16 protein-coding genes and 1 pseudogene are annotated in these 20407 nt (G+C 64.9%); 9 read left to right on the plus strand and 8 right to left on the minus strand.

The genetic code is table 11. The annotated features are described in order from the left end of the window. Positions 1 to 174 precede the first annotated feature (174 nt). The gene (locus AC1DRP_RS14000) at positions 175 to 540 is read left to right on the plus strand and encodes a hypothetical protein (protein ID WP_476768756.1); all 366 of its coding nucleotides are present in this window, start codon (positions 175 to 177) and stop codon (positions 538 to 540) included. Between the two features lie 4 nt (positions 541 to 544). Here AC1DRP_RS14000 and AC1DRP_RS14005 read toward each other — a convergent pair whose 3' ends face one another. Beyond that, on the minus strand, positions 545 to 2812 hold the full coding sequence (locus AC1DRP_RS14005) for a mechanosensitive ion channel family protein (RefSeq protein WP_476768757.1): 2268 nt from the start codon (positions 2810 to 2812) through the stop codon (positions 545 to 547). Positions 2813 to 2902: 90 nt separating this feature from the next. After that, a complete protein-coding gene (locus AC1DRP_RS14010; protein WP_441489990.1) occupies positions 2903 to 4093 on the minus strand; it encodes a pyridoxal phosphate-dependent aminotransferase in 1191 nt (396 codons plus the stop codon). A 294-nt stretch (positions 4094 to 4387) separates the two neighbouring features. On the opposite strand from AC1DRP_RS14010, the gene AC1DRP_RS14015 reads away from it, so the two are divergent. From AC1DRP_RS14015 to aat, 5 genes are all read left to right on the plus strand, one after another. Then, positions 4388 to 5260 (plus strand): DsbA family protein, encoded by an 873-nt coding sequence (locus AC1DRP_RS14015; protein ID WP_441505386.1) that lies wholly within the window; start codon positions 4388 to 4390, stop codon positions 5258 to 5260. A gap of 124 nt (positions 5261 to 5384) precedes the next feature. Beyond that, positions 5385 to 5843 carry a type II 3-dehydroquinate dehydratase gene (aroQ, locus tag AC1DRP_RS14020; protein WP_113512750.1) on the plus strand — a complete coding sequence of 153 codons (459 nt, stop codon included), beginning with the start codon at positions 5385 to 5387 and terminating at the stop codon, positions 5841 to 5843. 82 nt (positions 5844 to 5925) lie between these two features. Beyond that, positions 5926 to 6384: an acetyl-CoA carboxylase biotin carboxyl carrier protein gene (gene accB / locus AC1DRP_RS14025; RefSeq protein WP_441489988.1), complete on the plus strand. Its 459-nt coding sequence runs from the start codon at positions 5926 to 5928 to the stop codon at positions 6382 to 6384. Positions 6385 to 6413: 29 nt separating this feature from the next. Next, positions 6414 to 7775, plus strand: coding sequence for an acetyl-CoA carboxylase biotin carboxylase subunit (accC, locus tag AC1DRP_RS14030; RefSeq protein WP_441489987.1), 1362 nt, complete (start codon positions 6414 to 6416; stop codon positions 7773 to 7775). A 169-nt stretch (positions 7776 to 7944) separates the two neighbouring features. Further along, positions 7945 to 8619, plus strand: coding sequence for a leucyl/phenylalanyl-tRNA--protein transferase (gene aat / locus AC1DRP_RS14035; RefSeq protein ID WP_441489986.1), 675 nt, complete (start codon positions 7945 to 7947; stop codon positions 8617 to 8619). Positions 8620 to 8748: 129 nt separating this feature from the next. Here aat and AC1DRP_RS14040 read toward each other — a convergent pair whose 3' ends face one another. Further along, positions 8749 to 9333, minus strand: a complete 585-nt coding sequence (locus tag AC1DRP_RS14040; protein ID WP_441505596.1) for a DUF2155 domain-containing protein — start codon at positions 9331 to 9333, stop codon at positions 8749 to 8751. 174 nt (positions 9334 to 9507) lie between these two features. Beyond that, complete coding sequence (locus tag AC1DRP_RS14045; protein WP_476768758.1) at positions 9508 to 10083, minus strand: CGNR zinc finger domain-containing protein; 576 nt, start codon at positions 10081 to 10083, stop codon at positions 9508 to 9510. A 333-nt stretch (positions 10084 to 10416) separates the two neighbouring features. Between AC1DRP_RS14045 and AC1DRP_RS14050 the strand changes: the two are divergent. Beyond that, a pseudogene (locus AC1DRP_RS14050) lies at positions 10417 to 11067 on the plus strand (alpha/beta fold hydrolase); the annotation flags it as partial. A 187-nt stretch (positions 11068 to 11254) separates the two neighbouring features. Here AC1DRP_RS14050 and AC1DRP_RS14055 read toward each other — a convergent pair. Beyond that, on the minus strand, positions 11255 to 11665 hold the full coding sequence (locus AC1DRP_RS14055) for an NADH:ubiquinone oxidoreductase subunit NDUFA12 (RefSeq protein ID WP_476768759.1): 411 nt from the start codon (positions 11663 to 11665) through the stop codon (positions 11255 to 11257). A 732-nt stretch (positions 11666 to 12397) separates the two neighbouring features. On the opposite strand from AC1DRP_RS14055, the gene AC1DRP_RS14060 reads away from it, so the two are divergent. Together AC1DRP_RS14060 and AC1DRP_RS14065 are read left to right on the plus strand one after the other, a co-directional pair. After that, positions 12398 to 15856 carry an adenosylcobalamin-dependent ribonucleoside-diphosphate reductase gene (locus tag AC1DRP_RS14060; RefSeq protein ID WP_476768760.1) on the plus strand — a complete coding sequence of 1153 codons (3459 nt, stop codon included), beginning with the start codon at positions 12398 to 12400 and terminating at the stop codon, positions 15854 to 15856. Between the two features lie 174 nt (positions 15857 to 16030). Then, positions 16031 to 16438: a hypothetical protein gene (locus tag AC1DRP_RS14065; protein WP_476768761.1), complete on the plus strand. Its 408-nt coding sequence runs from the start codon at positions 16031 to 16033 to the stop codon at positions 16436 to 16438. Position 16439: 1 nt separating this feature from the next. Here AC1DRP_RS14065 and AC1DRP_RS14070 read toward each other — a convergent pair whose 3' ends face one another. From AC1DRP_RS14070 to istA, 3 genes are all read right to left on the minus strand, one after another. Next, on the minus strand, positions 16440 to 17834 hold the full coding sequence (locus tag AC1DRP_RS14070; RefSeq protein WP_476768777.1) for a caspase family protein: 1395 nt from the start codon (positions 17832 to 17834) through the stop codon (positions 16440 to 16442). Between the two features lie 134 nt (positions 17835 to 17968). Next, entirely contained in the window at positions 17969 to 18811 is an 843-nt protein-coding gene (gene istB, locus AC1DRP_RS14075) for an IS21-like element helper ATPase IstB (protein WP_476768778.1), read from the minus strand. A 20-nt stretch (positions 18812 to 18831) separates the two neighbouring features. Further along, entirely contained in the window at positions 18832 to 20331 is a 1500-nt protein-coding gene (gene istA / locus AC1DRP_RS14080; protein WP_476768762.1) for an IS21 family transposase, read from the minus strand. Positions 20332 to 20407 lie beyond the last annotated feature (76 nt).

Below are 20407 nucleotides of genomic sequence, written 5' to 3' on the forward strand. Positions count from 1 at the left end.
CTCCCGAACCTGCACCGCGTGTCGTCGAGGAACCCGTCGCGGTCGTCCTGACCCCGCCGGATCCGGACCGGCCAAAGCGCGGCGGCTGGTGGAACAAGCTCGCCGGACGCAAGTAAGACTTCAGGCCGCTGCGATCACTCGCAGCGGCCTTCTTCGTTAAGGGGGTGACCGTCGATGCCGCCGCCGAGAAATTTTGAGCGACTGGCGCTCGTCGTCGTCTGCGTCGCGGCGCTGCTTGGTCTCGCCTGGCTGGCTTTGCAGGCGATCGGCTGGTTCGGCGTCGGCTTGCTCGGCCTCTTCATCGCCTTCGTGGCGATCCGCTTCGAGCTCGAGGAAAACCGGCCCGTCGGCCACCAGATGACGCCGGATCTCTATGCCAGCCAATTCCACAAGCATGGCCGTGAGCATGAGGCAGAGCGAGCGGGCTTTCGCACCCAACTCGTCGCCCAGATTTCTGCCGCCCGCCTCGGACTCGGGCTTGGCCTCCTGCTGACAGCCATTGGCTTCGGCTTCTTCTTCATCCTCGAAGCCAGCCGTTGAGACCCTACCCGGCCGAAGGCGCCAGCGGCGTCGGCGGCTGGATGGTCGTGATCGATGCGGCGGCCCCGGCAGAGGCCTGCCCTTCACCGCCCCTGACGGTCACGGCGTTCGAGGCAAAGGCTACGCCGGCATCGTTGAGCGCCTGATACATCCGCTTCAGCGCCTCACGCTGGAGCGCACCGGCCTGAGCCGGCTTGGCGGTGAATTTCAGCCGGATGACGATCGCAGTGTCGGCAATCTCGGCCACACCCTGCATCTTGAGCTGCGCGATGAAGTGAGGTCCGAATTCCGGGTCCTCCAGCAACGCGAGGCCGATCTTCTTGATTGTCTTGCGCGCCTTCTCGATATCGGCGGAGCGGTCGAGCCGGACGTTGAACTTCACCGTTGCCCAGTCGCGGCTGGCATTGGTCAGGGACGGGATCTGGCCGAAGGGCACTGTATGGATCTGTCCGCTCTGATGGCGCAGTTGTACCGAGCGTAGCGAAATCTTCTCGACCGTGCCCTTGAGCCGCCCCGTATCGACGTATTCGCCGACGCGGAAGGCATCCTCGACCATGAAGAAGAAGCCGGAGACGATATCGCGCACGAGCGCTTGCGAACCGAAGGACACGGCGAGGCCCAGGATGCCGAAGCCGGCCAAGAGGGGCCCGATATCGACACCCAGCCGTGATAGCACGACAAGGCTGGTCAGGCCGATCACGGCCCCGAGCACGACACCGCGCAGCACCGGGAGCACCGTGCCGAGCCTGGACGGGACATGGTCGTCGGGGGGAGCTTCCTCGTCTGTCGGCCCTGCATGCACGGCACGCGGCGTATAGGCATCGAAGAAGGCACGCAGGAAGGTCAGCGCGATCCATCCCATGAAGGCCAGGGAGGCGACACTGAGGAGGCGTTGACCGAACGACACGGTATCGGGCGCATCGGCGTCCATGACGAAACCGCTCCAGAGCCGGACCAGCAAATAGAGGGCGCAGAGCCAGACGAAGCCCACCACGCTCGATTGCAAGGTCCTGCCCATCGCACTCGAGAGTGGGGTCTGCTCGCGCTCCACGGTGCGACAGTTCAGCCACGAGCGGATCAGCGCCCCAAGCCCCGACGCCACGATCGGAGCAAGCACGACGATGAACTGCGTGGTCCCCGCCTTGACGCCCCAGTGCGCGCCATCAGGCATGACAGCGGCGCTGCGGCCCACGGCCCAGATCAACACGGCGCTCGCCATCAAGAGCCAGGGCGTCGCCGCAGCAACCAAGCGGCGCAAGCCGCTTGCCGAGGGGCCGGGCTGCGCCAGGCTGACAAGGTCATGCCGTGCGTACCAGAACCACCAGACCTTGTAGGCCGTCAGCAGGAGCGAGGACACCGCGAACCATCCGGCAATCGAGGCAGGATCCGACGCCGAGCCTTCGCCGAGCGCGTTCACGACCAGAACGATATGCCCGAAGAAGGCATAGATCATGATCAGCCCGAAATGCCGTTCGGCGCGCGGCAGAGGCAGGATGCGCCGCGCCGGGTTCCCCGGGGAAAGCAGGAACCTCCCGGCCATCGCGAACGACCACAACATCCCCAGTCCGTAAAGTTCGGCCGTGGCGATGTGTTGCGCGAAATCGAGCTGCGGCAGAAGCCACCGCACCAGGGTTCGCCCGGCGAGCCATAGGGCCACGAGCGCGGCGAAATCGTGCAAAAGGCCGATCGAGGAGGCAACGAACCGTTCGAAGAGCGTGTCGTCCCGCGGCACCAGGCGCTTGGCGATCAAGCCGCGCGTCATTTTCCAGAGGATGACGGCGAAAGCCGTGGCGGCAAACAGGACGAGCAGGACGCGGGCCCCCGCCGACATTCCCGTGGCGCCATTCTGATTTGCGGCCCAGGCGCGAGCCCAGTCGCTCGGTATGCGCGTCGCGGACGGGATCGAGGCGTTGCCATAGTCGAACCCTTCGACGAAATGGTTGGCAACCTCCTCCAGCCGCGTTTCGGCAACCGCAACGCGCGTTTCCGCAGGCGCGGGCTTGACAGGTGTGGCCGCTGCCGCCGGTGCAGTTGCGACGGCCTCGCCGGGGCCAGCCATGCGGAGAATGRCCTTGCGCCCCCCCGCCTCCAGCGTCGTGATGGTCTTGCGCAGCGCGTCGGGCGCCTCGTCCCCGCGCAGGATCAGGGTCACGCTGTTGTCACCGGACGCCTGGGCGAACGCTGCGGATCCCGATCCGATGAGCAGAAAGGCAAGGAGGACCAGCGCCGCCGGGAGGGCATGACCGCGCGAAGACGCAAAGAAAGCTCGCATCAAAACCGGTTCCCCTTGTCTGCTCTCCTATGACTTGGACGGGAATACATCCGTTTGGCAAGCATTCCGCGCTGGCATCGTTACAGGCTCTCAGCGCCGTTTCAGCCACATGCCCAAGCGCGAGACCGCGTCCTCGCATTCAGCCAGCGAACCGGCGAAGGAAAGTCGCACCGTGCGTGCGCCACGCCCCCCGTCGAAATCGAGGCCGGGGGTGATCGCAACATGAGCCTGTTCGAGCACATCGCGGCAGAAGGCCATGGAATCGTTCGAATATCGTCCGATGTCGAGATAGATGTAGAAGGCCCCGTCGACAGGCAGGAAATCGCCCAGGCCGATTTCAGGCAAAGCCTTCAGCAAATAGGCTCGGTTGGCGGCATAGCCGGCCTTGATTGCCTCGCACTCGGCATTCGCATCGAAGGCCGCCTCACCCGCCACCTGGCTGAGATACGGCACCGAGATCGAGAAATTCTGCTGCAACCGCTCGATCGTGCGCACCATGCGCTGCGGCACCACGAGCCAACCGACGCGCCAGCCCGTCATGCAGTAATATTTCGAGAACGAATTGACGATGATCGCGTCCTGATCGGCGCTCAGCGCCGTCGTCGCGGGCGTCTCATAGGTCAAGCCGTGATAGATTTCGTCGGAAATGTACCACAACCCAAGGCGGCGGCATTCAGCGGCGACGGCAGCGATCGCGTCTGGTGCCATCACCACGCCGGTCGGATTGGCCGGGCTCATGGTCAGGACGCCCGCGAGCGGGCGCTCGGCGTGAGCTTTCGCAATCAGGTCCGGGGTCAGCGCGTAGCGGGTCTCCGGACCGACCTCGATCGCGACCGGTTCCAGCCCCAACGCGGTCAGGATGTTGCGATAGGCCGGATAGCCCGGCGCCGTGATCGCGACGCGTGCGCCCGGCTGGAAACAGGCGAGGAATGCGAGAATGAAGCCACCCGACGAACCGGTGGTCACGATGACACGCTCGGCCGGTATGCTGACGCCATAGGCGTCCTGATAGTGGCGCGCGATACGCGCCCTGAGAGAGTCGGTGCCGAGCGCCTGCGTATAGCCGATGCGACCATGCTCGAGCGCGCGCGCCGCTGCAGCGCGGATGCTGGCCGGTGTCGGCGCCGAAGGCTGCCCGACCTCCATATGCACGACCGAACCACCGGCCCGCTCGATCGCTGCGGCCTGGTTCATCACGTCCATGACGATGAAGGGTGCGACCTCGGCCGCACGAGCGGAGAGCGCGGGCGGCGTCGCTAGGCGGTGAACATCGGTTGTCATGCAGATCTCGCGTCGGGAACCGGCGGAGCCCCGCCCGCCACTTGAAGCAGTGCCCTAGAGCATCAGGAGGGAGCGTGGGAAGCCGTTTGTGGCACAGACGACGACCGGGGGGCCTCCTTCGAGAGGCCGGCTTGCGCCTGCCCCGTCTCCAACTCGGCGACAGGAGGTGACCGACCATCGCATTCGCAATGGTGTTGAGCGACGCTGCGCACAGGTCAGGTCATGCTCCCGCCGCAACCGCTGGCAAAGCTGTGAATTGACGCTGCCCGCGCGAGAGCGGAGAAGGGGCGCAAGATGACCGGTTCAACGCTTGCCGTGGCCAAGGGCCGGCGAGCCCGAAAGGATGACGACATGGCTCTGTTCACCCTGCTCCGCCCGGCCTTCGCCGGAATCAGGCGCGCGGGTCTGGTCTTGGGCGGGCTCGGCCTCGCCGTAACCCTGGCCGCCGCTCCGGTTCAGGCGCAGGGACAGCCCCTGTCACCCGAACAGCGCAAGGCCGTCACCGATCTCATTCGCGAGACGCTGCTGAAGAACCCTGAACTGATCCAGGAAGCGCTCGTCGAACTCGAGCGCCGCAATCAGGTCGCTCAGGCCGAGGCACAGCGCAGCGCCGTCGCCAGCGAAAAGGCGAACCTCGTCGATCCCGCGACATCGATCATCGCCGCCAATCCGCAGGGTGATGTCACCCTGATCGAGTTCATGGATTACAATTGCGGCTTCTGCAAAAGGGCGCTCGACGATGTCCGCACCCTCGCCAAGGACGACCCGAAGCTGCGCGTCGTGATCAAGGATTTCCCGATCCTCGGCCCCGATTCGGTCGAGGCGAGCCGTGTCGCCATCGCCGTGAAGAACCAGCTGCAGGGCCAGAAGTACTGGGATTTCCACAACAAGCTGATGGCGACCAAGGGCCGGATCAACGGCGCCAAGGCGCTGGAGATCGCCAAGGACGCCGGCGCCGATGTCGAGCGCGCCCGCAAGGACATGGACGCGCCTGCAACCCGCGCCGCGATCGAGTCCACTGTCGCACTCGGCGATCGGCTCGGCCTGACCGGCACTCCGGCCTTCATCATCGGTGACGAAGTTGTCTTCGGCGCCGTTGGCGCCGCGGCGCTGAAGGAGAAGATCGAAGCCGTCCGCAAATGCGGCAAGGCCACCTGCAGCGGCTGATGAAACCGGCCGGCCTGTGGTGGCTCTCATCGCAGGCCGGCGTCACAGGCTTCCCCTGTCCCGCCGTTCCGGTTAAGACGACGCCGACGCCGCAGCTTCGCGGCTTGAGGAATCAACGCGAGCCATGGTCGCCGTCCACGTCCTGAACGGACCCAATCTGAATCTGCTCGGCACCCGCGAGCCCGGAACCTACGGTTCGGTGACGCTCGCCGGCGTCGAGGAACGCCTTAAGGCGAGGGCCGCCGCTGCCGGGGTCGAGCTGACCTTCAGCCAGACCAATTTCGAAGGTGAGCTCGTCACCCGCGTGCAGCAGGCAGGGCTGGCGGGAGCCGGCATCATCATCAATGCCGGCGCCTACACCCACACCTCCGTCGCGCTGCGCGATGCGATCAAGGGCACCGAGGCCCTCGCCATCGAGGTCCATGTCTCCAACGTGCACGCCCGCGAGGAATTCCGGCACCATTCCTACATGGCACCGGTCTGCGTTGGCGTGATCTGCGGCTTCGGCGTCGCCAGCTACGACCTTGCTTTCGACGCGATCGTGCCGCTTCTCCAGAAGCGCGCGGAAAAGACGGCGGCCTGAACGGGCCGGCTCAATCCAGCAGGGTGGCGCCTCGCGGCTGCCCATCCTCTCAACCAAGACGACGAAGACGGTGAAACCCGCCATGGCGACCAAGAGCCCGATCGATCCCGAACTGGTGCGCGAACTCGCGCAGCTCCTCAACGAGACCGACCTGTCCGAGATCGAGGTCGAGAAGGGTGATCTGCGCGTCCGTGTGGCCCGCACCATCTCCGCAACCGTGCAGGTGCCCGTCGCCTCGCATGCCCCGGCCATGGCCCATGCACCGGTCGCGACCGCGCCGGTCGAGGTCAAGTCGGCAGCCGCCCACCCCGGCACCGTGCCCTCCCCGATGGTCGGCACCGCCTATCGCCGCCCCTCGCCTGAAGCGAAGCCCTTCGTCGAGATCGGCCAGGAGGTAAAGGCGGGTGAGCGGGTCCTTCTCGTCGAGGCGATGAAGACCTTCAACGACATCGTCGCGCCGCGCGCCGGCAAGGTCACGGCGATCATGGTCGAGGACGGGCAGCCGGTCGAATACGGCGAGCCGCTTCTGGTGATCGAGTGAGCGGGGCAGCGGGCGCGGACGAGCCGAAGATGTTCGACAAGATCCTGATCGCCAACCGCGGAGAGATCGCGCTGCGCGTCCTGCGCGCGGCCAAGGAGCTCGGCATTGCGACCGTCGCGGTCCATTCGACCGCGGATGCCAATGCCATGCATGTGCGCCTCGCCGACGAGAGCGTCTGCATCGGCCCCCCGAGCGCCCGCGAGAGCTATCTCAACATTCCGGCCCTGATCGCGGCCTGCGAGATCACAGGCGCCGATGCGGTCCATCCCGGCTACGGCTTCCTGTCGGAGAACGCCCGCTTCGCCGAGATTCTCGAGCGGCACAACATCGCCTTCATCGGTCCCAAGGCCGAGCATATCCGGGTGATGGGCGACAAGATCGAAGCCAAGCGCACGGCCAAGCGCCTCGGCATTCCCTGCGTCCCCGGCTCGGAGGGCGGCGTCAGCGAGGATGCGGAAGCCCTGCGCATCGCGCGCGATATCGGCTTTCCCGTGATCATCAAGGCCGCGGCCGGCGGCGGTGGGCGCGGCATGAAGGTGGCGCGCAGCGAGGATGATCTCGTCGTGGCGCTCCAGACGGCGCGAACCGAGGCCAAAGCCGCCTTTGGCGATGACGCTGTCTATATCGAGAAATATCTCGAGAAGCCGCGCCACATTGAAATCCAGATCCTTGGCGACGGCCGCGGCCATGCCATCCATCTCGGCGAGCGCGACTGCTCGCTGCAGCGCCGCCACCAGAAGGTCTGGGAAGAAGGCCCCTCGCCCGCGCTCAATGCCGGCGAGCGAGACCGGATCGGCTCGATCTGCGCCAAGGCGATGGCCGATCTCGGCTATCTCGGCGCCGGCACGATCGAGTTCCTCTACGAGGATGGCGAGTTCTATTTCATCGAAATGAACACCCGCATCCAGGTCGAGCATCCGGTCACCGAGATGATCACCGGGATTGATCTGGTGAACGAGCAGATCCGCATCGCCGCCGGCGCGCCGCTCTCGCTCAAGCAGAGCGACATCATCATCGAGGGCCACGCCATCGAGTGTCGCGTCAATGCCGAGCATCCGGCGAATTTCCGCCCCTCCCCGGGCAAGATCGCCTCGTTCCATACGCCGGGCGGGCTTGGCGTCCGCGTCGATTCTGCGGCCTACCAGGGCTACTCGATCCCGCCCCATTACGACTCTCTGGTCGGCAAGCTGATTGTCCATGGTCGCAACCGGGCGGAATGCCTGATGCGGCTGCGCCGCTCGCTCGACGAGTTCGTCGTCGACGGTGTTGACACGACCCTGCCGCTGTTCCGCACGCTCGTGCGCAATCCCGACATCCTGAACGGCGACTACAATATCCACTGGCTCGAAAAGTTCCTGGCCGCGGGCGGCATGGGGCCCGAGGGACAATAGCGCCGGTCACGGCCTGTCATGCCCGCCCAATGGCGGGCATCGACATCCTGCGATGTCTCGATCGCCAGCCCCGCCACAGTGACGGGGACGGTCGCGATGGGACCGGCCATGACGAAAGAGCGCAGCTTTCGCGTTTGACTTGGCGCCGCGCTCACGCTCCCATCTGCACATGAAGGCTCGTTCAGCGCCAGTACGCTCGCCCGTGATCACGCCGGAGATCCTGCTGCGCGCTTATGCAGCCGGCATCTTCCCGATGGCGGAGAGCGCCGACGATCCAAACCTGTTCTGGGTCGAGCCCGAGGTCAGGGGCGTGATCCCGCTCGCGAACTTCCATCTGCCTTCACGCCTTGCCCGTAAGCTCCGCGCCGATCCCTTCGAGATCCGGGTCGACACCGCCTTCGAAGACGTCATCGCGGCCTGCGCCGAAGCGCGCCCGGACCGGCCCGATACCTGGATCAATACGCGGATCAGGGAGCTGTTTGGCGCACTTCACGAACTCGGGCACGCGCACAGCGTCGAATGCTGGCGCGATGGAAAGTTGGTTGGCGGGCTCTACGGCCTGTCCCTTGGCGCAGCCTTCTTCGGCGAGAGCATGTTTCATCGGGCGACTGACGCCTCGAAGGTCGCGCTCGTCCATCTGGTGGCCCGGCTGAAGCGCGGCGGTTACCGCCTGCTCGATGCCCAGTTCCAGACCACGCACCTTGCCCAGTTCGGCACACAGGAAGTGCCACGCGAGGCCTATCGCATGCTGCTCGAAGCCGCGATCGCCCATGACGCGGAATGGTGGAGCTGGCCAAAAGGCCAGGACATCGGCGGTCGCGAGGCCCTGACTGAGCTCATCTGAGTTCAGCCCTTGATCACGCTGCGTTTGAACGAAATTGTCCAAATGCAGCGTGATCAACTCTTATAGTTTAGAGCATGCTTTATGCGAAAAACCGTTGCCACTTTTTCGCAGCATGCTCTTGCCCCTGCCTCAGTTATTGCCGGCGGGATCACGTCCAGGAACAGGATTGGTCGGGAAGAAGCGCTGGCTCGGCGCCTGACGCGGCTCAACCGGCACACCACGCGGCGGAGCCACATCCATGCGCTGTCCGGGGGGGAGCTGGGTGCCAGGAGGCAGTTGGGTGCCCGGCGGCAGTTGGTTGACGTCGCGTGGCGGCGTGCGCGGCCTGCGCTCTTCCGGTGGCGGCGGCGCTTCCGGATCCTTCGGATCGACCACGAGCTCGGTACCGCCCTTGCAGTCGGTGAGCCAGACATCATAGATCGCGTGTTCGACGCCATGCAGACCAGGGCTCGCGGCATACATCCAGCCCGTGAAGATGCGCCGGTACTCGTTCGAGAAGGTCACCTCGTCCACCTCGACGAAGGAGGTGGTCTGCGGGTTCTCCGTCGGCGGGCGGGTCCAGCAAACGCGCGGCGTCAGTTGCAGCGCACCGAACTGAACGGTCTCGTCGATCGCCACCTCGAAGGAGATGATCCGACCGGTGATCTTGTCGAGACCCGCAAAAACCGCCGTCGGATTGCGGATGCGGTCGGCCTTCGCAGGCTGGGCGGCCATCAGGGCCGCGAGAGCTGGAGCGGCCAGGGCCGCGACCTTCGACAATCTGCTGACGGACCGCATCTTCTGCTACGAATCTCCCCTCCCGCCAGAAGACGGGGGCTGCGGCTTAACACGGCAATCGCAGCGGAAAAAGGGCAGCGGGGCCACAGTGATGCCTGCGGCGGCACCGCATCATTGGCTCTTGCGCGCCCGGAAGCGGGCGACCTTGTCGCGGTTGCCGCAGGTGCTCATCGTGCACCAGCGCCGCGTGTTGTTTCGCCCTCGATCGTAGAACACCATCACGCAGTCATGGTTGGCGCAGTGCTTGAGCCGAGCCGGCTCGTGGTCGCAGACGAAGCGGGCGAAATCCAGCGAGATCCTCGACGCCGCTCCGACGCCCCGATCGGCCACGGAGATTAGCGCGTAGCCCTCGTCACCCCTTTGCAACTGATAACGCTCGGCCGCCGGCACGAGCAGGCGGTTGATCACATCGATAGACCCTTCCGGCAGCGGCTTGCCCTGCCGCAACAGGTCAAAGGTCGGGCGAAGGGTTTCCCGCAAGCTCTTGAGCTCAAACCCGGTTTCAGGCGTCTCCGCCTCCCCCAGCCCAGCCGCGGCAAGCCACGCCGCCATGGAGTGCGGCTCGCCGAGCAGATCCCGCGGTCCAGTCTCGGTCAGCGGCGTGGTGTTGAGCAGATCGAGCCAGGGCCGGCCGCCCATGAAGGGAAAGCCGTCCCGGAAATCATCATTGGTCGGGCTCGCAGACATGGGCCACTCCGGCTGGCGCAGGCGAACGCCATTAGTAACCTCTAATTTAGGCATTGACAGGTTACGCGTCAAATGACACCGTTAAATGACAGATTGACAGGTTACAATCTCGAAATGCGAACTCCCGTCAGTTCTGCCGCGCTCGCCACGTTTCTCATGTTTGGAGCCCCACTCATGTCCACCGCACAGCCCATTGCGCCCGTCCTCTCCCCGTCGGTCGCGGTCCGCTACGGCACCGCCACGATACAGGGCCTCGACATTTTCTATCGGGAGGCCGGACCTCGGGATGCTCCCGCCATCCTGCTGTTGCACGGCTTTCCGTCTTCATCGCATATGTTCCGCGACCTGCTGCCGCTGCTCGCCAAGGGCTACCGCGTCGTTGCGCCTGACTATCCCGGCTTCGGTCACAGCTCGGCGCCCGCGCCGAGCGAATTCGCCTACTCCTTCGACAGGTTGGCTGAGGTGATCGAGGGCTTCACGGAGCAGGTCGGCCTCACCCGCTATGCGCTCTATATCCAGGACTACGGCGGCCCGATCGGCTTTCGCCTCGCGCTCAAACATCCCGAGCGCATTCGCGCGCTGATCGTTCAGAATGCCGTCGCCAATGAAGGCGCCTGGAGCGCGGAGGCCCGCCGTGACATGGAGCCGTTCTGGCAAAACTGGACGCCCGAGACCGAAAAGCCCTTCCGCAATCTGCTCGGTGCCGACGGCACGAAGTTCCAGTACACGCATGGCGCGACCAGATTGGAGCGGCTCTCGCCGGATGCCTGGCGCCATGATCAGGCCGGGCTGGACCGCCCAGGCAATCAGGACATCCAGTTGCGGCTCCTCCACAACTATCAGAGCAATTTTGCCGCCTACCCGGCCTGGCAGGCCTATCTCGCCCGACACCAGCCTCCCGCGCTGATTGTCTGGGGCAAGAACGATCCGTTCTTCATGCTGGCGGGCGTCGACTATCTGAAGGAGCAGTTGCCGGCCGCAGAGGTGCATCTGTTCGATGCCGGCCATTTCGCGCTCGAGACCCATTCCGGCGAGATCGCGGAACGCGTCGATGCCTTCATGCAGCGATTGCCGAAGGCCGACWGACGCGAAACGGGCACTCCGTTGAATCGAAAGGGGCCGCCGGCGTTCATTCGCCGGCGGCCCCTTTCTCAAACAGATCGTGCAGGCTTCAGCGCCCGGGCGTCCAGGCCTCGTAGTCGCCCGTCGCGGGCGGGCGCTCGCCTTCAGCCAGGGTCGAGCCCTGAGGACGATAGGCCATGGCCGTTCCCGTCCAATTCTGCTGGTGCGGCTTCTGCCAGTCGCGCGGCTGATAGCTCTCCTCGGAGGGAGCGATATCGACGGTGTGATGCAACCAGCCATTCCAGCCAGCCGGAATGGTCGAAGCTTCGGCCAGGCCGTTATAGACCACCCAGCGCCGCTGTAGGCCCAGCGCCTTGTCCTTCACCCCAGCCTTGGTGCGGTAATAGGTATTGCCGAATTCGTCCTGGCCGACCTTCTCGCCGAAGCGCCAGGTGTGGAAGCGCGTGCCAATGGTCTGGCCGTTCCACCAGGTAAAGATCTGCAGCAGCGTTTGCTTCATGGCTCTCGTCCGCCGTGGTCCGCGTCGCGCGACTTATGGCGAGAGCATCCCGCCCTGTCCAGCCCGCAGGAGGATTCACGGCAGATTCGTCGGAAGCGCGCGTTTCCGGAATGCAGGCCGCCATGATTCGGCCACCTTGCGAACACGTCCCAGGCACGGTTCGAAACGCGAAGATCTCCTGTCTCCAGACACTTGGCGCAGGCTGTGTAGATGGCGMTTGCGATGGTCAGGCGCGGCTGGCCCATTCACCTATGGTCAACCATGACTGCCGCGAATTTTATGCTTTCCGCCGCCCGCGGGATCGTCCACCCTTCGCTCAAGCGCACCGATTCCGCCGTGATTCCGGGTGCTTAGCTGGCAGCTTGAAACTTATCCCCAGAACACACAGATACACACAAGATGTCGTGTCCACAGGGTTTGCGGCGCACTAATCCTTGACGGACCACCCCAGTCGGACTAGTTTTTGTCAGTCGCGTGACGGCTGGCGGAGACGCCTTCGACACCCGCGAGAGAGTTCCCGGACGGGTCGAGGTGATCACCGCGTGGCATGCCATCCCTGGCAGCGGCGAACGGTGGCGTGCGGTCTGTCTGGTGGCGTCCGGAGTGCCGACGGCGGGAAACACCGCCGCGGAATCCAGGGGCATCAAACCGAGTTGGGCTGACATCAGGAGCCGGTGATCAACCGGCCGCGCGGGGCATTTTCGCCCGCGGCATGCATTGGGGACCAAGATCATGCGCATCGAGCGCCGCTACACCACCACCGGACAGTCGCCCTACGCCGCGATTCCCTTCCGTTCGGCTGTCAGCGAGATCCGCAACCCTGACGGCTCGATCGTCTTCCGCCTCGAAGGCATCGAGGTTCCCGACGCCTGGTCCCAGGTGGCGAGCGATGTGCTCGCGCAGAAGTACTTCCGCAAGGCGGGGGTGCCCGCAGCGCTGAAGCGCGTTGAGGAGAACGAGGTTCCCTCCTTCCTCTGGCGCTCGGTTCCCGACGAGGCCAAGCTTGCCGAACTCCCCGAGAGCGAGCGCTACGTCTCCGAGATTTCCTCCAAGCAGGTCTTTGACCGCCTCGCCGGCTGCTGGACCTATTGGGGCTGGAAGGGCGGCTATTTCTCCTCGGAAGAGGATGCCGCCGCCTTCCATGACGAGCTGCGCTTCATGCTCGCCACCCAGCGCGTCGCGCCGAACTCGCCGCAATGGTTCAATACCGGCCTGCACTGGGCCTATGGCATCGATGGCCCCGGCCAGGGCCATTTCTACGTCGACTTCAAGACCGGCAAGCTGGTGAAGTCGAAGTCGAGCTACGAGCATCCGCAGCCGCATGCCTGCTTCATCCAGGGCGTGGCCGACGATCTCGTCAACGAAGGCGGCATCATGGACCTCTGGGTCCGCGAGGCGCGCCTGTTCAAATACGGCTCCGGCACCGGCTCGAACTTCTCGATGCTGCGCGGCGAAGGCGAGAAGCTCGCCGGCGGTGGCCGTTCCTCCGGGCTGATGTCCTTCCTCAAGATCGGTGATCGCGCAGCCGGGGCCATCAAGTCGGGCGGAACGACGCGCCGTGCCGCCAAGATGGTCGTGGTCGATGTCGATCATCCCGATATCGAGACCTATATCGACTGGAAGGTCCGCGAGGAGCAGAAGGTCGCTGCGCTCGTCACCGGCTCGAAGATCGTCCAGAAGCACATGAAGGCCGTGATGAAGGCCTGCGTGAATTGCGAAGGCGACGGCGATTCCTGCTTCGATCCCGAGAAGAACCCGGCCCTGAAGCGCGAGGTCAAGCTCGGCTATGCCGCCTGGGCGAGCGCCGATCCCGGCCTGCACTTCAACACCACGATGAACGACTGGCACACCTGCCCGGCCTCGGGACGCATCCGCGCCTCGAATCCGTGCTCGGAGTACATGTTCCTCGACGATACCGCCTGCAATCTGGCCTCCGCCAACCTGCTGCAGTTCTACGACCGCGAGACCAAGAGCTTCGACGTCGCCGCCTATGAGCATCTCTGCCGGCTCTGGACCGTCGTGCTCGAGATCTCAGTGACGATGGCGCAGTTCCCGAGCCGCGAGATCGCCGAGCTGTCCTATGAGTTCCGCACGCTCGGCCTCGGCTATGCCAATATCGGCGGCCTGCTGATGACCATGGGCCTCGGCTATGATTCCGAGGAAGGCCGCGCGCTTGCCGGCGCCCTCACCGCGATCATGACCGGCGTCTCCTATGCGACCTCGGCCGAAATGGCGGGCGAGCTTGGCCCCTTCCCCGGATACAAGAAGAACGCCAGCCACATGCTGCGCGTCATTCGCAACCACCGCACCGCCGCTCATGGGCAGGCCTCGGGCTATGAGGGCCTGCAGGTTACGCCGGTGCCGCTCGACCATGGCACGCTCGCCCGCCTCGGCGGCTCCAGCACCACTATGTCGGAACGCGCCCGCGCCGTCTGGGACGAGGCCCTCTCGCTCGGCAAGATGTATGGCTACCGCAACGCCCAGACGACGGTGATCGCGCCGACCGGCACGATCGGCCTCGTCATGGATTGCGACACCACTGGCATCGAGCCCGATTTCGCGCTGGTGAAGTTCAAGAAGCTGGCCGGCGGCGGCTACTTCAAGATCATCAACCGCGCCGTTCCCGACGCGCTGCGCTCGCTCGGCTACCGCGAGGCCGAGATCGCCGAGATCGAGGCCTATGCCGTCGGCCATGGCTCGCTAGCCCAGGCTCCTGGCATCAATCACGGCTCGCTCCGGGCCAAGGGCTTCCCCCAGGCCAAGATCGACGCGGTCGAGAAGGACCTGAAGGCCGCTTTCGACATCAAGTTCGTCTTCAACAAGTGGACGCTGGGCGAGGACTTCCTCGTCAATGAGCTCAAGGTCCCGGCCGAGAAGCTGAACGACATGTCGTTCGAACTCCTGCCCTTCCTCGGCTTCTCGAAGGCCGAGATCGAGGCCGCCAATGTTCATGTCTGCGGAGCGATGACACTGGAAGGCGCGCCGCATCTCAAGCTTGAGCATTACAACGTCTTCGACTGTGCGAACCCGTGCGGACGCATCGGCAAGCGCTATCTATCCGTCGAGAGCCACATCCGCATGATGGCGGCGGCGCAGCCCTTCATCTCGGGCGCGATCTCGAAGACGATCAACATGCCGAACGACGCCACCGTCGAGGACTGCAAGAGCGCCTATCTGCTCTCCTGGAAGCTGGCCCTGAAGGCGAACGCCCTCTACCGCGACGGTTCGAAGCTGTCGCAGCCGCTGAACTCGGCCCTGATCTCGGACGAGGATGACGACGCCGACGACGCCGTCGAGTTGCTGCACCAGCAGCCGATGGCGGCACGCGCCACCCATGTCGCCGAGAAGATCGTCGAGCGCATCGTCGAACGGATCGAACGCAAGCGCGAACGCGAGAAGATGCCGGACCGTCGCACCGGCTATATCCAGAAAGCCGTCGTCGGCGGGCACAAGGTCTACCTGCACACCGGCGAATACTCGGACGGACGCCTCGGCGAGATCTTCATCGACATGCACAAGGAGGGCGCGGCCTTCCGGGCGATGATGAACAACTTTGCGATCGCGGTCTCGCTCGGCCTGCAATACGGCGTGCCGCTGGAGGAATATGTCGAGGCCTTCACCTTCACGCGCTTCGAGCCCTCGGGCTTCGTGCAGGGCAACCAGTCGATCAAGAACGCCACCTCGATCCTCGACTACGTCTTCCGCGAGCTGGCGATCAGCTATCTCTCGCGCAACGACCTTGCCCATGTCGACCCGAGCGAGATCGGCCATGACGTGATCGGTGGCGGTGTCGGCCAGGACAAGGCGCCGGACGCGGTGGGTGCGATCACCTCGACCCCGCTGGCCTCGACTGGCTTCCGCCGTGGCAAGCCGATCAACCTGCTCGCCATCCAGGGCGGAATCGTCCACGAGACCGTCGCCCGCAGCAGCAGCAACGTCACCTCCTTCGCCACCGCAGGCGCGACCGCGCTGAAGCCGGACGCCGAAGAAGAGGCCGTGGGCGAAGCTGAATTGGCCAAGCTCGGCTTCGCGGCTCCCGCCGGCCAGCCGACAGCCTCGGAGCGTCGCGCCGAAGCGATCATGAAGGGCTATGTCGGCGATTCCTGCGGCGAATGCGGCAACTTCACGCTGGTCCGCAACGGCACCTGCCTGAAGTGCAACACCTGCGGTAGTACAACTGGCTGCTCGTAGCACGCAGAGTACTGATACTGCTTGAAATGAGAGGCGAAGTTCCCCGTTTTTGAGCTTCGACTTCCGCAAAATCTGGGAGGCGGCAATGATGCCGCCTCCCTCCGCCAATCCAAACAAATCGTGAATCAACGGCAGACTGATCGATATCACTTCATCAGATGGTTCGAGGTGGCAGTGGCACCACCGCATGAAAACTTTCAGGACGCCCCCGCAACGCGCACTGGACCCTGGAGGGGCAGGACGACGCCGCCGACGCCTAAGGGCCTGATCGTGCTGGACGGCGCGCCTGCGCGACAGCCGCCCAAGCCTGAGCCGCCGGTCCCGTTCGACGACGGCCAGCTTGCCTTCGTCTTCGAGGACCCGATCGAGGGGGCCGTCGAGCCCATCCAGAAGGCGCCGGCGCTGCCGACCCCCGCCGGCCCGTTCCAGCCGGCCGAGCCGATCGCTCCGCCGCCGGCCAAGGTCCACCCGACCCACGGCCGCAGGGCCGAGCGACGCACCCGTGCAACGCTCGGAATCGCGGCCAGGGGCTGGGTCGGCTTCTCGCCGGTGCCGCGGTTCCCTGAGCGCGCCGGCGCGTGACCTAGGGTGAGCGAGGGCGGGCTTCGATCGCGATCGGAGCCGGCCCTGTCAATGCGGTCAGCGAGCCGCTGCTCAACTTCCGCAGGATCGTCTGGCACCCTTCGGCGTTGGGGGGCGTGGCACTCAGCGTTTTCGCCTGCAGATCGAACACGAGGACGGTGCGATCCTGCAAGTGAAGTTGCGCGATCTCGGTTCGCGGATCTTCGATGCATTTCGCATCGATCTCGTCCGCGAGGTCCTCAAGGTAGTCGACGAGGGCCTCATATTTCCCCACCACCGAGAGCGGTGCCACGAATTCCGTTACGGAGGTGGGGAATATGTCTTCGAAGTCATCCGGCAGATTCGCGGGAGACACGCGCAAGACCAGTTCGCGGACGATTTCTGCCTGCGCGGGATCGTCTTGGCTTTGACCGGTTTCGATCGAAAACCGAAAGAAGTCGGTGTCGATGGAGCCGCCGCCCCCTTCCATCGAGGCTTCGCGGTCGATGTCCCGGCGCTTCAAGCGGAGAATGTCCTTCGATTTCTGATAAATGCCGTCGAGTTCCTCCTCGACGGCTTCGCTCAGCCCTCGCTGAGCGAAGCCGTTAGCGTAGTCGTTGACATCGTCCGGAACCCAGTGACCTTTCGCCTTGCTGAAGCCTGGCAACGCTCTGAACGGCATGGTCTCGACCGTCCTGAAGTAACCCCGAGCGTAGTCGATCGTAATCGGAGCTGAGACGGTCGAAGCCACCGCTGGTCTTGGCATCTCGCGGATTGCGAACGTTCCCGATGCCCCGATCTGGGCATATGGGGTCTGATGCGCGGCGATCTGCATGTGCTTGCGGATGAATTCCCTCACCGACACGGCCAGGAAATTCTGTAGCGATTGCCCGGTCACGAAGCCACGATCGGCCGCGCCCGCCTCCTTGCCTCTCAAGGCCTCCAGGAGATGATGCGTCCAGATCCCATGCCCGAGCGCCGCAGACGGATAGGACTTCTGTCTCGGGGAGCATGAGAAGAAGGCGGCGGCATGTGCCGCGCTCTCGACGAAGTCCTCGAACTCCTCCCGCTTCATATTCGACAGCACGTCCCGGCCGACCAGGCCGGGATCGTCGAAGGTGGCCGCGCAGGCATCGACGAAGATTAGGCTGTGCCGGCAAGCGCTTTCGCGCAGGGGCCCCAACAAGGTCGCCTCGACGTCGATCGTGGTTCCCGCCAGGTTCGACGGGTGCGTTTCCCATGACGTGAGTCGGTTGGCCCCGTTCGCCCAGAGGCCGTGACCCGCGTAGAAGAAGTAGAAGCGATCCTCCTCCGACAGGTTGCGGATGAGGTATGGGATCTCGTTCTCGACGCGGGACTTGATCGCCTCGTGGTCGAGCCAGACCTCGACGTTCGAAGCTGGGACGTCGAGGTGCAGACGCGCGACCTGTCAACGGCGGCCGGATTCCAGGCCACTTGGGCGGAGCAAAACCAGGCCAGCGCTGGCGATGTGAGACGATAAGCCAAGGGCCCCGATCGGGGCCCTTGGCTTATCGTCGCTTTCGTTTCTGATCAGCTCTCCATGATCTCGCCGGTGTCGGGATCGACGTGTTCGGCCGTGGCCTGGTTTTGCTCCGCCGCGGCGTTGGCGCGCCGGCGGCCGGCGGATTGTTTCAGCCGATAGCTGTCGCCGTTCATGGCCAGGATGCTGACGTGGTGGGTGAGCCGGTCGAGCAGCGCGCCGGTGAGACGCTCCGATCCCAGAACCGAGGTCCAGTCCTCGAAGGGCAGGTTCGAGGTGACGATGGTCGAGCCGCGCTCGTAGCGCTGCGAGAAGGTCTCGAACAAGAGCTCGGCGCCGGTCGGCGAGAGCGGCACGTAGCCAAGTTCGTCGACGATGAGCAGCTTCACCGCCTGCAACTCGCGCTGCAGCTTGAGCAGGCGCTTCTCGTCGCGGGCTTCCAGGAGTTGATTGACCAGAGAAGCCGCGGTTGTGAAGCTGACGGAGAAGCCCTTCTGGCAAGCCGCCAGGCCAAGTGCCAGCGCGACATGGGTCTTGCCGGTGCCGCTATTGCCGAGCGCGATGATGTTYTCGCGGCGCAGGAGATAGCCACAGCGTGCCAGTTCCAGGACGAGCATTTTGTTGAGGCCGGGGATGGCGGTGAAGTCGAAAGTGTCGAAGCTCTTCACGGCCGGGAACCGCGCCGCCCGGATCCGGCGCTCGACCGTGCGGCGTTCGCGGTCGATCAGTTCGAGCTCGATCAGGCGCAGCAGATAGCGGGCATGATCGACGCCATCACGCGCGCATTCACGGGCGACCTTGTCGTACTCGCGCAGCACTGTCGGTAGCTTCAGCTGCTTGAGGTGATGGGCCAGCAGGACTTGCGGCGTGCCGCTGGTCGTTCCCGTCGGCATCGCGTGGCTGGTGTTGCCGGTCATGCCGCTTCCTCCGGCAGGAGCACGGCATAGTCGGCGGCCGAGGTCGTCCTGACCATCGTCCTGGGCAGGTGAGGATAGGCAGACAGATCGAGACGGGCCGGCCTGCGCTCGATCTGAGCCAGCGCGATCAGCTTGACCGCGTCGAAGCCGATGGCGCCGAGCCGGATCGCCTCGGTCACCGCGAAGGTCACGACCTCGAGCGACATCGCCTCCAGCAGCCGCAGGACCTGGATGAACTCGCGCTTGCCGCGATTGCCCATGCGAGCTTCCAGCAGATGGCGCAGGTGCTGGAAGACCTCGGGCAGATCCCATCCCTGCAACGCCGCCGCCTGGYCGAGCGCATTGGGCTTGGTCTCGATCAGCGCGAGATAATGCAACGGGTTGGAGACGAAGGCGCCTTCGCCATAGCAGCGCGGGTGACGGGCAATCTCGGCTCCGCCGCACAGGATCACGACCGCGTCGACGAAGCCCTTCACCACGACGTCCTGGAAGCCGTAGCGGGTCGGCACGGAGTAGTCGTTGGAACGGTAGCGAACGAGTGAGGTCGACGAGACCCGCGCGCTGCGCTTCTCGCACGGTTCCAGCGGCACGGCCGGCAAGGGACGCAACGCCGCCAGATCGGCGATGAGCCGGTTCCCGATCGTCCCGGCATGSCGTCCGGCCCGCTCGCCCTGCCGGGCACGGCAGCGTTCCGCCAGGCCGGCGTTCAACGCCTCGAAGCTGGCTGCCACCGGGATCGGTGTCATGAAGTTCGAGCGGGCGAACTTCACCAGGCCCTCGACCTTACCCTTGTCGTTGCCCTTGCCCGGGCGGCCGAAGCGATCCCGGAACAGGTAATGGCTCACCAACTCGGTGAAGGCACGCGTGCGCTCGCGCCGGCCGTCGCCGCAGATCTTCGCCACCGCGATGCGCGTGTTGTCGTACAGGATCGACAGCGGCACCCCGTCGAAGAAGCCGAAGGCCGAGACATGCCCGTCCAGGAACGCTTCCGTCGTCTCCCGCGGATAGGCCTTCACGAAGCAGGCGTCCGACTGCGGCAGGTCCATGCAGAAGAAATGGATCTTCTGGCGAACCCCGCCGATCACCCCGATCGCTTCGCCAAAATCCACCTGGGCGTGACCCGGTGGATGCGCCAACGGCACGAAGGTCTCGCGCSCACGGGCCCGGCCGATCCGCACGTAGTCCTTCACCACCGTGTAGCCGCCGGCAAAGCCATGCTCGTCGCGCAGGCGCTCGAAGATCCGCTTGGCCGTATGACGCTGCTTCACCGGCGCACTCCGGTCCGCGTCCAGGATCGCATCGATCACAGRCAACAGCGGACCAAGCTTCGGCTTCTCCGCCGGCYTCGTGCGCGTGTACCCCGGCGGCAGCGAGAACCGGCACATCTTCGCGATCGTCTCGCGGCTCAGACCAAAAACACGCGCCGCCTCACGGCGGCTCTTCCCCTGATTGAAAACAAAATCACGAACCGCCGCGTAGACCTCCACCGCGAACATCCCCGCCAACCCCAAAAGGGATCAGCCTATCCAACTGGTTGGCTTTTACGCCGCCCGCGCCACCACAAGCGAGGGC

The sequence above is a fragment of the Allobosea sp. 01N443 genome (assembly GCF_056399325.1).

What these genes read in the sequence shown, in the direction of transcription:
- AC1DRP_RS14060 (WP_476768760.1), top strand. Translation starts at nt 12,398, where the DNA reads ATGCGCATCGAGCGCCGCTACACCACCACCGGACAGTCGCCCTACGCC.
- AC1DRP_RS14000 (WP_476768756.1), top strand. Translation starts at nt 175, where the DNA reads ATGCCGCCGCCGAGAAATTTTGAGCGACTGGCGCTCGTCGTCGTCTGC.
- AC1DRP_RS14045 (WP_476768758.1), bottom strand. Translation starts at nt 10,083, where the DNA reads ATGTCTGCGAGCCCGACCAATGATGATTTCCGGGACGGCTTTCCCTTC.
- aroQ (WP_113512750.1), top strand. Translation starts at nt 5,385, where the DNA reads ATGGTCGCCGTCCACGTCCTGAACGGACCCAATCTGAATCTGCTCGGC.
- aat (WP_441489986.1), top strand. Translation starts at nt 7,945, where the DNA reads ATGAAGGCTCGTTCAGCGCCAGTACGCTCGCCCGTGATCACGCCGGAG.
- accB (WP_441489988.1), top strand. Translation starts at nt 5,926, where the DNA reads ATGGCGACCAAGAGCCCGATCGATCCCGAACTGGTGCGCGAACTCGCG.
- accC (WP_441489987.1), top strand. Translation starts at nt 6,414, where the DNA reads ATGTTCGACAAGATCCTGATCGCCAACCGCGGAGAGATCGCGCTGCGC.
- AC1DRP_RS14010 (WP_441489990.1), bottom strand. Translation starts at nt 4,093, where the DNA reads ATGACAACCGATGTTCACCGCCTAGCGACGCCGCCCGCGCTCTCCGCT.
- AC1DRP_RS14040 (WP_441505596.1), bottom strand. Translation starts at nt 9,333, where the DNA reads ATGGCCGCCCAGCCTGCGAAGGCCGACCGCATCCGCAATCCGACGGCG.
- AC1DRP_RS14055 (WP_476768759.1), bottom strand. Translation starts at nt 11,665, where the DNA reads ATGAAGCAAACGCTGCTGCAGATCTTTACCTGGTGGAACGGCCAGACC.
- AC1DRP_RS14015 (WP_441505386.1), top strand. Translation starts at nt 4,388, where the DNA reads ATGACCGGTTCAACGCTTGCCGTGGCCAAGGGCCGGCGAGCCCGAAAG.